This is a genomic window from Mycolicibacterium sp. XJ662 (assembly GCF_053484035.1).
Map to the genome: position 1 here is coordinate 46,663 of NZ_JBEFTL010000004.1, position 14,858 is coordinate 61,520.

Consider the following 14,858-nt stretch of genomic DNA (forward strand, 5'->3'; position numbering starts at 1 on the left):
CCTCCGCGAGCAGCTGTAAGTGCGCTAGACCACCACGGTCGTCGGCTCCGGGGACACCGACCCGGTGACGCTGTGCCATGCCCGGGCCAGTAACTCCACAGCCGCGCTCAACTGCGCCTCGGGCAGCGTGTAGGGCACGCGGACGAACCGCTCGAGCGTGCCGTTGACGCCGAACCGGGGACCCGCGGGCAGGTCGAGGCCCAGGCGCGAGGCCGCCGCCGACAGGGCGGTGCTCATCGGCGCGGGCAGCCGCACCCACAGCGACATGCCGCCGACGCCCGGGCCCGGCTCCCAGTCGGGCAAATGATGGCACAACAGCTCCAGCAGGTGTGCGCGACGGATGCGCAGCATTTCCCGGCGTTCGGGCAGCAGTTCGTCGTGGCGCACGAGAAGCCTTGCCGCAGCGCACTGTTCGAGAACTGCGGTGCCCATGTCGACGGATGGACGCATCGCCGCGATGGTCGCGATCGTTGAGCGCTCGGCGCGGATCCAGCCCACCCGCAGCCCGCCCCAGAACGACTTCGACATCGACCCGACCGTGAGCACCAGATCACGCCGTGAGCGCATCTCCGCGCCCAGCGGCGCCGGCGCAGGCTGGTCCAGCCACATGTCCAGGATCGACTCATCAATGACGGTGCGGGTGCGGGTTTCGGCGATGATGCCGGCCAACCGCTTGCGGTCCCGCACGGGCATCGTCAACCCGGTGGGGTTGTGGTTGTCCGGAATCAGGTAGGCCAGGCTCGGCGACATCTGGTGCACCGAGGCCGCCAACGCGTCGAGGTCCCAGCCGTCCTCGATCATGGCGACCGGAACGGGTCGCGCCCCCGCGGCGGTGATCGACGACAGCGCACCGTGATACGTGGGTTGTTCGACCAGCACGCGGTCGCCGGGTTGGACGTAGGTGGTGAGGATCAGGCCGATCGCGTGCAATGCGCCCGTGGTGACCATGACCTCGTCGGGGTCAGTGGGAAGCCCACGCTCACAGTATCTTTCGGCGATGGCGGCGCGCAGCGCGGTGATGCCGACGAGCTCGTGACCCGGTTCATGCAGGTACGGGGTCACGTCGTGGGTGGCCTGGGTGAACGCATGGACGACGGCGGCGGCGGGCGCGGACAGCGCCGCCGCGGCCAGGCTCACCGACGGCGGTGCGGCCTCGGCGCGCACCTCGGGGGCGACCGGCAACGCGGTGGTGCTGCGCGCACCGCGGCGCGCGTGGAGATAGCCGTCGTCGCGCAACTGGGTGTAGGCGGCGGTGACCGTGGTGCGCGACACCCGCAGCGCATCGGCGAGCGCCCTTTCACTGGGCAGTTGCGCACCGACCGGTAGGCGGCCGTCGACGATCAGCAACCGAATGGCATCCGACAGTGCCCGATACGCGGGTCCACTGCGACTGGATGTACGCCAGTTCCCCAGTTCACGGGCCAAATGGCCGACGCTGAGGGCAGGTCCGGGCAGATCGGTCGTCATTTACATGCCAGTATGTGCCAACTGGCTATTGAAAGACAATCCAGTTGGCCGAAACTATCGCAGGATGGGAACGAAGTGGACATCGTGGCTGGGCCAGGAGCTGAGCAGGTTGTTCAGTTGGCAGGTGCCGAACGGTTGCGCCGAATTCGTCGACCGTGACGCCGAACGGATGGCACGTGAACTGGAGCTCATCCGGATGCGCTTTCCGCACCACTCCTGAGCGGCTTCGGCGTGGCCCGTCACGGTGAGCGTGACCGAATGCGCCGAATTCACTTGACTACGATGGGCGCGTGCCAGTCGCCGACGATCCAGCCGACCCTGACCTGCTGATCGATTTCACCGAGGTCACCCTGCGGCGCGGCGGCCGGACCCTCGTCGGCCCGATCACGTGGTCGGTCGAACTCGACGAACGCTGGGTCATCATCGGCCCCAACGGGGCAGGCAAAACGTCGCTGCTGCGCATCGCCGCCGCGATGGAACACCCGTCGTCGGGCGCGGCGTACGTGCTCGGGGAGCGGCTCGGCCGGGTCGACGTGTCCGAGCTGCGGTCGCGGGTCGGCCTGAGCAGCTCGGCGCTGTCGCAGCGGGTGCCCGAGGCCGAGCTGGTGCGCGACCTGGTGGTCTCGGCCGGCTACGCGGTGATGGGCCGGTGGCGCGAGCGCTACGACGAGGTCGACTACCACCGGGCCGTCGACATCCTGGAGAGCGTGGGCGCCGAGCACCTGGCCGACCGCACCTACGGCACCCTGTCGGAGGGCGAACGCAAGCGGGTCCTCATCGCCCGGTCGATGATGACCGACCCCGAGTTGCTGCTGCTCGACGAACCGGCCGCCGGGCTCGACCTCGGCGGGCGCGAGGAACTGGTGGCCCGCCTGGCGGATCTGGCCGCCGACCCCGATTCACCGGCGCTGGTGCTGGTGACCCACCATGTCGAGGAGATCCCGCCGGGCTTCACGCACTGTCTGCTGCTGTCCGAAGGACAAGCCATCGGTTCCGGGCTGCTGCCCGACGTGTTGACCGCGGAGAACCTGTCGACGGCATTCGGGCAGTCGATCGCCGTCGATGTCATCGACGGGCGCTACTTCGCCCGTCGCACCCGCTCAAGGGCGGCCCATAGGAGACGTGCATGACCGAAGAACCCCTGACCCCGCGCCCCGCCGCGACCGTGATGTTGATCCGCGACAAGCACCCCGACGCCGGCAGGGGAGTCGAGGTGTTTTTGATGCGGCGGCATTCGGCGATGGAGTTCGTCGGCGGCGTCATGGTGTTTCCCGGCGGCGGGGTCGACGACCGCGACCGCAACGCCGATATCGCGTGGATGGGCCCGGAGCCGTCGTGGTGGGCGCAGCGGCTCGGTGTGGATGTGGAACTGGCCGAGGCGCTGGTGTGCGCGGCGGCCCGCGAGACGTTCGAGGAGTCCGGTGTGCTGTTCGCCGGTGCCGCCGACGATTCCGACGTGCTCGTCGACGACGCGTCGGTGTACCGCGACGAACGCCAGGCGCTGGTGGACCGGTCGCTGTCGTTCGCCGACTTCCTGCGCACCGAGAAGCTGGTGCTGCGCGCCGATCTGCTTCGGCCGTGGGCGAACTGGGTGACGCCGAAGGAAGAGCGCACCCGCCGCTACGACACCTACTTCTTCGTCGCGGCGCTGCCCGACGGTCAGCGGGCCGACGGTGAGAACACCGAGACCGACGCGGCCGACTGGATCACCCCCGAGGACGCCCTTGAGGACTTCGCGGAGTCGAAGACGTTCCTGCTGCCGCCGACGTGGACACAGCTGGACTCGCTGGCCGGGCGGACGGTCTCCGAAGTGCTTGCGGTGGAACGTCAGATCACCGCGATCGAACCGCATCTGGCCGCCGAGAACGGCAACTGGGAGATCGAGTTCTTCGACAGCGACCGCTACAACGCCGCCCGCAACCACCGCGCGCCCGACAACTACACCCCGGGCGCACCGCTGGCATGAACGAGTTCGTCGCCGTGCACACCGGCGATCAACAGCCCGGCATCGCCACGCTGCTGCTGTCGCGCGCCCCGACCAACGCGCTGACCCGCCAGATGTACCGCGAGATCCGCGCCGCAGCCGCCGACGTCGGCAGCCGCGACGACGTGCGTGCCGTCATCGTCTTCGGCGGCCACGAGATCTTCTCGGCAGGCGACGACGTCGCCGAGCGGCGGACGCTGAACACCGCAGAAGCCGCCGTCGCCGCCCAGGAATGCCGGGCGGCCGTCGACGCGCTGGCCGCCGTCCCCAAACCCACCGTCGCCGCCATCACCGGCTACGCGCTGGGCGGTGGGCTCACGCTGGCGCTGGGCTGTGACTGGCGGGTCGCCGGCGACAACGTCAAGTTCGGCGCGACGGAGATCCTCGCCGGCCTGGTGCCCGCGGGCGGCACGGCACGGCTGGCCCGCGCCGTCGGCCCGAGCAAGGCCAAGGACCTGGTGTTCAGTGGCCGCTTCGCCGGTGCCAAGGAGGCGCTGGCGCTGGGTCTGATCGACCAGATGGTGGCACCCGACGGTGTCTATGACGCGGCGGTGGCGTGGGCCGAACGGTTTGTCGAGCATCCGGCGCAGGTACTGGCTGCGGCCAAGGCCAGCTTCGACGTCTAGGCTGCCTGCCATGAGCCTTGACGAATCCGGTGTGCGCGAGCCGGCTCCTAATCCGCATGCCACCGCGGAGCAGGTAGAGGCGGCCCGTCACGACTCCAAGTTGGCGCAGGTGCTGTACCACGACTGGGAAGCCGAGAGCTACGACGACAAGTGGTCGATCTCCTACGACAAACGCTGCGTCGACTACGCCCGTGACCTCTTCGATGCGACGGTGCCCGAACACGAGCTGCGCAACCTGCCCTACGACCGGGCACTGGAGCTCGGCTGCGGCAGCGGGTTCTTTCTGCTGAACCTGATCCAGGCAGGCGTGGCGCGGCGCGGCTCGGTCACCGACCTGTCGCCGGGCATGGTCAAGGTCGCCACCCGCAACGGCGAGAACCTCGGGCTGGAGATCGACGGCCGGGTGGCCGACGCCGAGGGCATCCCCTACGACGACAACACCTTCGACCTGGTGGTCGGCCACGCGGTGTTGCACCACATCCCCGACGTCGAACTGTCGCTGCGCGAAGTGGTCCGGGTGCTCAAGCCCGGCGGCCGCTTCGTGTTCGCCGGCGAGCCGACCAACGCGGGCGAAACCTACGCGCGGCCCCTGTCGACGCTGACGTGGCGGGCCGTGACGAACGCGACCCGGCTGCCGGGGCTCGGCGGGTGGCGCCGACCGCAGGCCGAGCTCGACGAGTCCTCACGCGCGGCGGCGCTGGAGGCGGTCGTGGACCTGCACACGTTCGACCCGGCCGACCTGGAACGGATGGCCGCGAACGCCGGTGCGGTCGAAGTATCCACCGCCACAACGGAATTCACCGCGGCAATGTTGGGCTGGCCGCTGCGCACGCTCGAGGCCGCGGTGCCGCCCGGGCGGTTGGGTTGGAACTACGCCAAGTTCGCGTTCCACAGTTGGATCACGTTGAGCTGGGTCGACGACAACGTGTGGCGTCGCTTCGTGCCGAAGAGCTGGTTCTACAACGTGATGGTGACCGGGGTCAAACCGTCCTGAAGTTCGGCCTCGACCACGTCGGCTACCTGCGCAGCGACGCCGGCGCGCAGGCGTTGCGCGAAATCGCCGGGCTCCCGTTGACCCACTCCAGCCTGATCGCCGATATCGCTTGGGCGCGTGAGCGTTTCGGCGAGCACGCCGCGGTGCTGGTGGAGACGACGGTGCTGCGTCGCAAGGCCGCGGCCAAACTGCCCGCCGCCGACGGCTGGTTGTTCACCGACGAGGCGTTGCAGCAGGCCACCGCCGAACCGGTGGCACGCCACCGCGCCCAACGCTTGGCGGGCGCACACGTGCATGACGCCACCTGCTCGATCGGTACTGAGCTTGCCGCGCTTGCGGATTCGGCCGACATCGTCCTCGGCAGCGATATGGATCCGGTCCGGCTCGCGATGGCCCGGCACAACGTGCCCGCCGTCGATCTGTGCCGCGCCGACGCGCTGCGCCCGATCACCCGAGGTGCCGTCGTCCTGCTCGATCCGGCGCGGCGCCGCGGTGGACGACGCCGGTTCGACCCGCGCGACTACACCCCGGCGCTCGACGCGCTGCTGCAGGTGTACCGCGAGCACGACGTCGTCGTGAAGTGCGCTCCCGGAATCGATTTCGGCGCGGTGCGCCGGCTCGGCTTCACCGGGGAGATCGAGGTGACCTCGCTGGCGGGTAGCGTGCGCGAGGCCTGTTTGTGGTCGGGCGCGCTGGCCGAGGCGACCGTCACCCGGCGCGCCACGATCCTGGACACGGGCGAGCAGCTCACCGACGCCGAGCCCGACGACTGCGCGGTGGCACCGGTGGGCCGCAGGATCATCGACCCCGACGGCGCCGTCGTACGTGCCGGTCTGGTGCGCCACTACGCGGCCCGGCACTCGCTGTGGCAGCTCGACCGCGACATCGCCTATCTGTCGGGGGACCGGCTGCCCGACGGTGTGCGCGGTTTCGAAGTGCTGGAGCAAATCGACTACAGCGAACGGCGACTGCGCCAGGCGCTTTCGGCGCGCGACGTCGGCGCCCTGGAAATCCTGGTACGCGGGGTCGATGTGGACCCCGACAGGCTGCGGTCGCGGTTACGGCTGCGCGGATCGACGCCGGCGTCGGCAATCATCACCCGGATCGGAACCGGTCCGGCAAGCCGGGCAACGGCATTCATTTGCCGTCCGTCGCGGTGAGCGGTTACGTACCCTGTCCCTGACGCGCCGGTGTGGTTGCCGGCGCCTGCTGCAAGGATGTCCGACGATGCGCATGCTCACAGGAACTGCCCTATTGGCAGCAGGTGTGGTTGTCGGCTCCCTCGGCGCTCCGGTGGCGTCGGCGCAGACGGCCTGTCAGGAACTCGGCGGCGTGGTCAACGCCGACCAAATGTGCCAGGTCCACGCCGAAGGGCCCACCTACCAACTCGACTTCAAGTTCCCCACCGGTTACCCGGATCCCGCACCGGTGGTGGCTTACCTGACGCAGGCTCGGGACGGCTTCGTCAACGTCGCGGAGATGCCCGCTTCCTACAACCTGCCCTACGAATTGGACGCAACAGGCGCCAGCTACCGCTCGGGTCCGCCGAACGCGGGCACCAGGAGCCTGGTGTTCACGTTGTGGCAGAACCTCGGTGGCGCCCATCCGCAGACCTTCTATCAGGCGTTCAACTGGAACGTCGGCAAGAATGCGCCGATCACGTTCGACAACCTGTTCAAACCGGGCAGTAAACCGCTTGACGTGATCTACCCGGAGGTCGATCGGTACCTGCAGAACGAATACGGCACGGTCAACCCCGTTCCGCCCGGCAGCGGTAAGGATCCGATCAACTACCAGGACTTCGCGCTGACCGACGACGCCCTGATCTTCTTCTTCACCCAGGGCTCGTTGCTCCCGGAGTCCGCGGGACCGGTGGAGGCGTCGGTGCCGCGCTCCGTCGTCGCGCCCATTCTGGCGCTCTAAGCGGGCGCGAAGCCGTAGACGACACCGTCGCTGGTGGCGGTGACGACGCGGCCGTCGTCGCCGATCGAGACGCCGACGGGCCAGCCCGTCGCCTCGGGCAGCGGATAGGTGTTGACGGTGTGGCCGTCGGCGGGGTCGAACGTCATCAGCGCCAGCCCGTCCTCGCCGTCGCGGACCACGGTGTAGGCCACGTCGGATCCGGCCTGGCTGGACGTCGACAGGGTCGTGACGTCGTCGCGGGTCCAGAGCACCTCGCCCTCGTCGCCGGTGTCTTTGATGCCGACGAGTTTTGCGCCGGGTCCGCCGCCCGCCACAATCAGCCCGTCCGGCGAAACCGACGGTGGCGTCTGCGCGAGATAGTCCAGCGGCACCGACCACTTCGGGGTGCCGTCGGCGGCGTCGAGCGCCCAGAGTCGCTGGTCGCGGCCGTTGACGTACACCGTCGTACCGTCCGCCGAGAAGACGGGACTGGCCAACGGTCCGCCGCCGACGGCGTCGCTGGTCCAGTCGCGGGTCAGCAGCGGAGTCTGGCCGGGCCGGTAGCGCAGCGCGACGAGGACCGGCGCGTCGGCGCCGGGTTCCCACAGGCTCAACACGATCAGTCCCGGCGTCGGCGCGAACGCCGGCGCGGCGGCCACCGGGCAGCGCGCGCGGGCCGGTTGGCAGTCGGCGAGCCCGCGTTCGGAATCCGTCGGGTCCACGCCGGCCACCAGGTCCAGCGGCGTACCCACCACGACGCCGTTGTGGGCGTCGAACACCAGCACCTGACCGAGGTGGGTGACGACCAGCAGGTGCCCCGGCTCCAGAATCCGTGGTGTGGTCGGCATTCCGATCACCGGTTTGCGCCATCGGATCCACTGTGTGGTCGGAAAAGTCAGCACGGCGCCGGGTTGGCCGACATAGAGGTTGTCGAACCCGTCAAGAAGCGGGCTGAACACGCCGCCGCCCTGCACCAGCCGGGTGCACCAGCGTTGGCGGGCGTCGTTGTCGGCCTCCCACACCATCAGCGAACAACCGGCCGGGGTCTGTGCGTTGATCCCCAGGTAGCCGTTGTTTCCCAGCGCGACGGCGGACTGCAGATCCCCCTTGACTGAGCGGGTCCAGTCCAAGCGGAGCGTGTCGGCGCCGGGATGGGGCGTGTAGCTGCTGTTGCGCGCGTCGCCGTATTGGGCCGGCCAACCCTCAGCGGGCTTCGCCTCCACCCAGGAGTCGGTGTTGCCGCACCCCGCCAACGCGGCCGTGACCAGCGCCGTCGACGCGAGCACGGTCAATCGCCGCAACACGGGTTCCTTCCTCTGCGGAGTACGCGAAGCACACGTGAGGGTAACCGCTCGAGGCCAGAGCCCTCGCGTAGGCTTTCCGGCCATGACGACCATGTGGGGCGCACCGCTGCACAAGCGGTGGCGGGGGTCGCGGCTGCGTGACCCGCGCCAGGCGAGGTTCTTGACGATGGCGTCGCTGCGGTGGGTCCTGGCCAACCGGGCCTACAGCCCGTGGTATCTGGTGCGCTACTGGCGGTTGTTGAAGTTCAAGCTCGCCAACCCCCACATCATCACCCGCGGCATGGTGTTCCTCGGCAAGGGCGTGGAGATCCAGGCCACCCCCGAGCTCTCGACGATGGAGATCGGCCGGTGGGTCCACATCGGCGACAAGAACACCATCCGCTGCCACGAGGGTTCACTGCGGTTCGGGGACAAGGTGGTGCTCGGTCGCGACAACGTCATCAACACCTACCTCGACATCGAGTTGGGTGACTCGGTGCTGATGGCCGACTGGGTGTACATCTGTGATTTCGACCACAGGATGGACGACATCAACGTGCCGATCAAGGATCAGGGCATCGTCAAGGGCCCGGTGCGCATCGGCCCGGACACCTGGATCGCCACCAAGGTGACGGTGCTGCGCAACACCTCGATCGGGCGCGGCTGCGTGCTGGGGTCGCACGCGGTGGTCAAGGGTGAGGTGCCGGACTTCTCGATCGCCGTCGGCGCGCCCGCCAAGGTCGTCAAGAACCGGCGGCTGGCGTGGGAGACCTCGGCGGCCCAGCGCGCCGAACTGGCCGCGGCGCTGGCCGACATTGAACGCAAAAAAGCCTCGCGCTGACCCGTTTGCCCCCCTTTTTGCGTGAGCGTGCGTGTTTGAGCCCGACACGCCGTCAGTTGGGCCGAGTTTGCGCACCGTCGGCGGCTGACCTCAGCGGTCGGGCAACGCGTGTTCGACGATTGTGCGGCGCCGATGCGGTTGGCGCTCAGCGCGTTTGGCGGCCAGGTACACCTGGGCGGTCTCCTCGGCGACGGTGTCCCAGGCGAAGTCTGACGTGAGCCGTTCGCGCGCGGCGACGGCCATCTCCTGAGCGGCCCGCGGGTCGTCGAGCACGGTGCGTACCGCGGCGGCCAGGCCGGCGATATCCCTTGGGGCGTAGGACATGCCGGTGCGACCGTTGATCACGGCCTCACCCAAGCCGCCGACGTTGGAGGTCACCAACGGGGTGCCGGTCGCGGCGGCCTCCAGCGCGACGATGCCGAACGGTTCATAGTGGCTGGGCAGCACGGCGGCGTCGGCGGTGTGTAACAAGTCGACCAGGTCGGCGTGGTTGAGATGGCCGACAAACGATGTGGCCTTGAGCACCTTGTGCTTTCGCGCCTGCTCGACGAGCCAAGTGTGCTGGGTACCGGTGCCCGCGACGGTCAGCGTGGTGCCGGGGTGGGTGCGCCGGATACGGGGCAGTGCGGCGATGGCGTCGTGCACGCCCTTCTCGTACTCGAGCCGGCCCAGGTACAACAGCTGTGGCGGGCCGGTGCGTGGCTGTCGCTTCGCGAAAGGCCAGTGCGCAACGTCGATTCCGTTGCGGATCACCCGCGTCTCGGCCAGGCCGGGACCGAACAACTCGGTGATCTCGTCGGCCATCGATGCCGAACAGGTGATCAGCGAGTCGGATTCGTGAACCAGCCACGACTCCACCGCGTGCACCTGGCGGCTGATCGGTCCCGACACCCAGCCCGAGTGCCGACCCGCCTCGGTGGCGTGGACGGTGGAAATCAGTGGTACGTCGAAGTATTCGGCCAGCGCGATCGCCGGGTGCGCGACCAGCCAATCGTGCGCGTGGACGACGTCGGGTTTCCACGGTTCGGCATCGGCTCCCTTGATCGCCAACCCGGCCCGCACCATCGCGTGCCCCATCGCCAACGTCCAGGCCATCATGTCGGTGCCGAAGTCGAACTCGTGCGGGTCCTGGGCGGCGGCGACGACGCGCACACCCTCGCGAGTGTCGTCGGAGGTGGGGTGGCTGCTGGGGTCGGTGCCGCTGGGGCGACGGCTGAGCACCACCACCTCGTGTCCGGCGTCGGCCAGTGCCGTGGCCAGATGGTGCACGTGCCGGCCGAGGCCGCCGACGACCACCGGCGGGTACTCCCACGACACCATGAGGACTTTCACGCGATACCGCCGATGCGACGCGTGGGCCGCTGGGCCCACCGCTTGCGAGGGGAACACGCACGCTCGCGCATGAGGGCGGGGGCGGGGACGGTCATCGGGGTAACCGCCTGGCGTCCAGCGCACCGAACAGTCCGTCGGCGCGGTTCCAGCCCCCGGCCAGTCGCTGCGCCTGATCGGCGCGACCCGAGGCCATCGCGTCGGCGATCTCGCGGGTGGCGTGTGCATGCAGATGCGCGCGGTAGCGCGCATAGTCCGCGGCCGTGTCCTTGCTCACCATGAACGGCCAGTCGCTGGACACCGTCAACAGCGTCTCGCGAAGAATCTGGTCGGCCACGAAATTGCGCGCAGGCGGGGTGTCGGTCTCGCCGAGCGCCTTGTCCACGGTCGACAGCGCGGTGTCGACGACTTCGCTGTTCAAGAGGACCATGTCGCTGACCTTCTCACCGGCCCACACCTGCCAGTCCTTGCCCGAACCCCATGAGCTGGGCGGCAATTCGACAGCCGGGCCGACGTAGCCGTCGGCGATCGCATCGGACAACGTGCCGATCCGCACCCCCGCCTCCGGCAGCGCGCGCAGCACCCGGCTGAGCCATGCGGGGCCCTCGTACCACCAGTGTCCGAACAGCTCGGTGTCGAACGCCGCGATCACGTGGGCGGGCCTGCCGATCCGGTCGCTCTCGTCGATGAGCCGCCGGCGCACCAGGTCGACGAAATCCGCGACGTGGTGTTCGATTGCGCGCTCGGCGCGCTGCGGATCGTAGGGCGCCTTGTCCTCCGACGCGACATTGCGGCCGGTCACCCGCGCGGGCTTGAGCCCGGTGGTGTGGTCGTAGGTGTGGAAATCGCGGTACGCCGAGTGGCCGGGATAACCCGACTTGGGCGACCACACCCGGTAGCTCACCGTCAGGTCGCGGCCGAATGCGACGACGTCCGAACCGGCCACGGTGCGGCCCAGCGCGGTGTCGCCGTGCAGCGACGGCCCGTCGACCATGAAATGGCCGACACCCGCTGCGGCATAGTCGTTTTCCATACCCGGCGCGTACGCGCACTCGGGTGCCCAGATTCCCTTCGGCGTGTGCGCGAACCGCAGCGATGCGTCGGCGAGGCCTTCGCGCAGCGCGAACTCGCGCAGCCGCGGATGCAGCAGCGGCTGGAACGGGTGCGCCAACGGGCCGCCGAGCAACTCGATCGTCTCGGCGTCGATCAGCTCGCGCAGCAGCGGGCTGCCGCCGTGCAACCACAGCGTCTCGAAGTCGGCAAGCGCGCGCTCAGTCTCGGCCAGTTCGCGAATCCCGAACTGGCGCAACGGCGCACCGAGTGTCGTCGCCTCCACCGCGCGCAGCTGCCAGTTCGCCAGCCAATGGTGCATACCGGTCAGGCAATAGGGGTCGTCGAGCTGGGCGGTGAGCACCGGTGTCATACCGAGCGTCACAACGTGGCGACGCTCTGCTGCGGCGAGCTCACGAAGGACACGCATCAGCGGCAGGTAGGCCGCCGACCACGACTGGTAGAGCCACTCCTCGCCGACCGGCCAGCGACCGTGATGGGCCAGCCACGGCAGATGGGTGTGCAAAACGAGCGTGAACAAACCCGGTACGGGCGTCGAAGTCGTCACGGCCGCACCGCGATTGCCACCAGGTCAAGGCTGTCGTCGATGTTACCGTCCGCGGCGTCGACGAGATCGAAATCCTCGGTACGCACCGACGCCACGTCGGCCAGCAGATCGGCGGGCCAGGGTGCGTCGGCCAGCGCGCGGGCGATCTGGGCGTCGATGATCGAACCGCCGTGGCGGGCGTCGAGTTCGCTCAGCCGGCGCCCGTGGAAAACCCCGCACATGCGCTCCATCCGAAAACCCGCGGCGCTCAGGAGGTCCGTCAACTCCGCGGCGTTGAGCTCGCGGGTGTGGAACGGGTTGACCGGCGTGTCGCGGCCGGGGGAGAAGGTGATCCGGTTGGGCGTGGACATCAGCAGCACACCGCCCGGCCGCAGCACCCGCAAGCACTCGGTGACGAATTGCCCTTGGTCCCAGAGATGTTCGATCACCTGGAAGTTGACCACCACGTCGACCTCGCCGTCGGTCAGCGGTAACGCGGCCAAACTTCCGTGGCGCATCTCGACCCGTGGATAGCGTGCGCGCACGTGAGCGACGGTCGATTCGTCGTAATCCAGACCGATCACGCGGCGCGCGACGTCGGCGATCAGGTCCGCGCCGTAACCCTCGCCACAGCCCGCTTCGAGGACGTCGCGGCCCGCGCAGCGGTCCGCCAGCCGCTGGTACACCACCTCGTGGCGGCGGAACCAGTAGTTCTCCTCCGGCAGGCCCGGAACCGTGCGTTCCCCGGTCAGGGGGAGGTCCGAACCGCCAGCAACGAATGCGCTCATTGCAAGGCAGGCTAACGCGTATCGGCTCGGAGGCGAACGGTTCACCACCTACGTGCTGCAAGAACGCGAGCTTCGACCCGCTATTGTGTTCCTGCGAACCGCCATAAGTTACTCACTAGTAACATGGTGTTTGTTGCTTCAAACGTGGTAAAGCAGGCCGGCCCCTCCGGCCTCTTCAAGGAGGACGAACCAGACTCATGACGAACATCGTGGTCCTGATCAAACAGGTCCCAGACACTTGGTCGGAGCGCAAGCTCACCGACGGCGACTTCACCCTCGATCGTGAGGCCGCCGACGCCGTGCTCGACGAGATCAACGAGCGTGCTGTTGAAGAAGCGCTGCTGATCAAGGAGAAAGAGGGCGGCGACAGCACTGTGACGGTGCTCACTGCCGGCCCCGAGCGCGCCACCGAGGCCATCCGCAAGGCCCTGTCGATGGGCGCCGACAAGGCCGTGCACCTTGTCGATGACGGTATGCACGGCTCCGACATGGTGCAGACCGGCTGGGCGTTGGCGCGCGCGCTGGGCACCATCGAGGGCACCGAGCTAGTCATCGCCGGCAACGAGGCCACCGACGGCGTCGGGGGAGCGGTTCCGGCGATCGTGGCCGAGTACCTGGGCCTGCCCCAGCTGACCCACCTGCGCAAGGTGACGGTCGAGGGCGACAAGGTCACCGGCGAGCGCGAGACCGACGACGGCGTCTTCACACTCGAAGCGCCGCTGCCTGCAGTGGTGAGCGTCAACGAGAAGATCAACGAGCCGCGCTTCCCGTCCTTCAAGGGCATCATGGCCGCCAAGAAGAAGGAAGTGACCACGCTGACGCTGGCCGACATCGGCGTGGAGGCCGACGAGGTGGGCGTCGCCAACGCGGGCTCGAAAGTGCTGTCTTCGACGCCGAAGCCGCCGAAGACGGCCGGCGAGAAGATCACCGACGAAGGCGACGGCGGCACCAAGGTCGCCGAGTACCTGGTTGCTCAAAAACTCATCTAGTTCCGACTTCGCAGAAAGACGTAGAAACTCATGGCTGAAGTACTCGTGCTCGCAGAGCACGCCGATGGTGCCCTCAAGAAGGTCACCGCTGAACTGATCACCGCGGCCCGCGTGCTGGGCGAACCGTCCGTTGTGGTGGTGGGCCCGCCCGGGAGCGCCGAGCCGCTCGTCGAGGGGCTGAAGGAGGCCGGCGCCGCCAAGATCTACACCGCCGAGTCCGACGAGGCGCAGAACTACCTCATCACCCCGTATGTCGACGTGCTGGCTTCGCTGGTCGAGTCGGCCAGCCCCGCAGCGGTGCTGCTGGCCGCGTCGGCCGACGGCAAGGAGATCGCCGGCCGGCTGGCCGCGCGGACCGGCGCGGGTGTGTTGACCGACGTCGTGGACGTGCAGGAGGGCGGCAAGGCCGTCCACTCGATCTTCGGCGGCGCCTACACCGTCGAGGCCGAGTCCACCGGTGAGCTCGCGGTCATCACGTTGCGTCCCGGTTCGGTGGAGGCCGCGGCCAGCGCCGGGGCCGGCGAGGTCGTCAGCGTCGAGGTGCCGGCACAGGCCGAGAACGCGACGAAGATCACCAAACAGGAACCTGCGGTGGCAGGCGACCGTCCGGAGCTCACCGAGGCCACCGTCGTCGTCTCCGGCGGCCGCGGCGTCGGCAGCGCCGAGAACTTCTCGGTCGTCGAGGACCTGGCCGATGCGCTCGGTGGCGCCGTCGGTGCGTCGCGCGCCGCCGTCGACTCCGGCTACTACCCGGGCCAGTTCCAGGTGGGCCAGACCGGCAAGACCGTTTCGCCGCAGCTCTACATCGCGCTGGGTATCTCCGGTGCCATCCAGCACCGCGCCGGTATGCAGACGTCGAAGACGATCATCGCGGTGAACAAGGACGAGGAGGCGCCGATCTTCGAGATCGCCGACCTGGGCATCGTCGGTGACCTGTTCAAGGTCACCCCGCAGCTGACCGATGCGGTCAAGGCCCGCAAGGGTTAACCGACCGGCAGCACGCGAACGCCCCGACGCATGCGTCGGGGCGTTTTGCGTTGTCGGGGCACCGCAAGGAC

15 protein-coding genes are annotated in these 14,858 nt (G+C 68.7%); 10 read left to right on the top strand and 5 right to left on the bottom strand.

From position 1 onward, the window contains the following. Positions 1 to 24 precede the first annotated feature (24 nt). A complete protein-coding gene (yczR, locus tag ABQE93_RS13655) occupies positions 25 to 1,467 on the bottom strand; it encodes a MocR-like transcription factor YczR (protein ID WP_448408626.1) in 1,443 nt (480 codons plus the stop codon). A gap of 64 nt (positions 1,468 to 1,531) precedes the next feature. Between yczR and ABQE93_RS13660 the strand changes: the two genes are divergently transcribed. From ABQE93_RS13660 to ABQE93_RS13690, 7 genes are all read left to right on the top strand, one after another. Beyond that, on the top strand, positions 1,532 to 1,687 hold the full coding sequence (locus ABQE93_RS13660; protein WP_448408625.1) for a hypothetical protein: 156 nt from the start codon (positions 1,532 to 1,534) through the stop codon (positions 1,685 to 1,687). 70 nt (positions 1,688 to 1,757) lie between these two features. Beyond that, positions 1,758 to 2,597 (top strand): ABC transporter ATP-binding protein, encoded by an 840-nt coding sequence (locus ABQE93_RS13665; RefSeq protein WP_448408623.1) that lies wholly within the window; start codon positions 1,758 to 1,760, stop codon positions 2,595 to 2,597. Continuing rightward, a complete protein-coding gene (locus ABQE93_RS13670) occupies positions 2,594 to 3,433 on the top strand; it encodes an NUDIX hydrolase (protein WP_448408621.1) in 840 nt (279 codons plus the stop codon). The genes ABQE93_RS13665 and ABQE93_RS13670 overlap by 4 nt, the downstream gene beginning before the upstream one ends. Further along, entirely contained in the window at positions 3,430 to 4,077 is a 648-nt protein-coding gene (locus ABQE93_RS13675; RefSeq protein ID WP_448408620.1) for an enoyl-CoA hydratase, read from the top strand. Before ABQE93_RS13670 ends, ABQE93_RS13675 begins: the two co-directional genes overlap by 4 nt. Positions 4,078 to 4,087: 10 nt before the next feature. After that, positions 4,088 to 5,071, top strand: a complete 984-nt coding sequence (locus ABQE93_RS13680; RefSeq protein ID WP_448408617.1) for a class I SAM-dependent methyltransferase — start codon at positions 4,088 to 4,090, stop codon at positions 5,069 to 5,071. After that, positions 5,029 to 6,231, top strand: a complete 1,203-nt coding sequence (locus ABQE93_RS13685) for a THUMP-like domain-containing protein (RefSeq protein WP_448408718.1) — start codon at positions 5,029 to 5,031, stop codon at positions 6,229 to 6,231. Before ABQE93_RS13680 ends, ABQE93_RS13685 begins: the two co-directional genes overlap by 43 nt. A 67-nt stretch (positions 6,232 to 6,298) precedes the next feature. Further along, entirely contained in the window at positions 6,299 to 6,994 is a 696-nt protein-coding gene (locus ABQE93_RS13690) for an esterase (protein WP_448408616.1), read from the top strand. On the opposite strand, the gene ABQE93_RS13695 is transcribed toward ABQE93_RS13690, so the two are convergent. Beyond that, on the bottom strand, positions 6,991 to 8,277 hold the full coding sequence (locus tag ABQE93_RS13695) for a BamB-related PQQ repeat family beta-propellar protein (protein ID WP_448408614.1): 1,287 nt from the start codon (positions 8,275 to 8,277) through the stop codon (positions 6,991 to 6,993). The two genes, ABQE93_RS13690 and ABQE93_RS13695, sit on opposite strands and share 4 nt — an antisense overlap. 82 nt (positions 8,278 to 8,359) lie before the next feature. Between ABQE93_RS13695 and ABQE93_RS13700 the strand changes: the two genes are divergently transcribed. Next, positions 8,360 to 9,097, top strand: a complete 738-nt coding sequence (locus ABQE93_RS13700; RefSeq protein WP_448390706.1) for an acyltransferase — start codon at positions 8,360 to 8,362, stop codon at positions 9,095 to 9,097. 90 nt (positions 9,098 to 9,187) lie between these two features. Here ABQE93_RS13700 and ABQE93_RS13705 read toward each other — a convergent pair whose 3' ends face one another. From ABQE93_RS13705 to ABQE93_RS13715, 3 genes are all read right to left on the bottom strand, one after another. Beyond that, positions 9,188 to 10,429, bottom strand: coding sequence for a glycosyltransferase family 4 protein (locus ABQE93_RS13705; protein ID WP_448408613.1), 1,242 nt, complete (start codon positions 10,427 to 10,429; stop codon positions 9,188 to 9,190). 91 nt (positions 10,430 to 10,520) lie between these two features. Next, a complete protein-coding gene (locus ABQE93_RS13710; RefSeq protein WP_448408612.1) occupies positions 10,521 to 12,044 on the bottom strand; it encodes a 1,4-alpha-glucan branching protein domain-containing protein in 1,524 nt (507 codons plus the stop codon). Beyond that, positions 12,041 to 12,811, bottom strand: a complete 771-nt coding sequence (locus ABQE93_RS13715) for a class I SAM-dependent methyltransferase (RefSeq protein WP_448408611.1) — start codon at positions 12,809 to 12,811, stop codon at positions 12,041 to 12,043. The genes ABQE93_RS13710 and ABQE93_RS13715 overlap by 4 nt, the downstream gene beginning before the upstream one ends. Before the next feature lie 197 nt (positions 12,812 to 13,008). Between ABQE93_RS13715 and ABQE93_RS13720 the strand changes: the two genes are divergently transcribed. Beyond that, positions 13,009 to 13,800 (top strand): electron transfer flavoprotein subunit beta/FixA family protein, encoded by a 792-nt coding sequence (locus tag ABQE93_RS13720; RefSeq protein ID WP_448408610.1) that lies wholly within the window; start codon positions 13,009 to 13,011, stop codon positions 13,798 to 13,800. 30 nt (positions 13,801 to 13,830) lie between these two features. Further along, positions 13,831 to 14,787, top strand: a complete 957-nt coding sequence (locus tag ABQE93_RS13725; protein WP_448408608.1) for an electron transfer flavoprotein subunit alpha/FixB family protein — start codon at positions 13,831 to 13,833, stop codon at positions 14,785 to 14,787. Positions 14,788 to 14,858: the final 71 nt, after the last annotated feature.

Coding starts and splice junctions, on each gene's coding strand:
- yczR (WP_448408626.1), bottom strand. CDS start 1,467: ATGACGACCGATCTGCCCGGACCTGCCCTCAGCGTCGGCCATTTGGCC.
- ABQE93_RS13660 (WP_448408625.1), top strand. CDS start 1,532: ATGGGAACGAAGTGGACATCGTGGCTGGGCCAGGAGCTGAGCAGGTTG.
- ABQE93_RS13670 (WP_448408621.1), top strand. CDS start 2,594: ATGACCGAAGAACCCCTGACCCCGCGCCCCGCCGCGACCGTGATGTTG.
- ABQE93_RS13675 (WP_448408620.1), top strand. CDS start 3,430: ATGAACGAGTTCGTCGCCGTGCACACCGGCGATCAACAGCCCGGCATC.
- ABQE93_RS13680 (WP_448408617.1), top strand. CDS start 4,088: ATGAGCCTTGACGAATCCGGTGTGCGCGAGCCGGCTCCTAATCCGCAT.
- ABQE93_RS13690 (WP_448408616.1), top strand. CDS start 6,299: ATGCGCATGCTCACAGGAACTGCCCTATTGGCAGCAGGTGTGGTTGTC.
- ABQE93_RS13700 (WP_448390706.1), top strand. CDS start 8,360: ATGACGACCATGTGGGGCGCACCGCTGCACAAGCGGTGGCGGGGGTCG.
- ABQE93_RS13715 (WP_448408611.1), bottom strand. CDS start 12,811: ATGAGCGCATTCGTTGCTGGCGGTTCGGACCTCCCCCTGACCGGGGAA.
- ABQE93_RS13720 (WP_448408610.1), top strand. CDS start 13,009: ATGACGAACATCGTGGTCCTGATCAAACAGGTCCCAGACACTTGGTCG.
- ABQE93_RS13725 (WP_448408608.1), top strand. CDS start 13,831: ATGGCTGAAGTACTCGTGCTCGCAGAGCACGCCGATGGTGCCCTCAAG.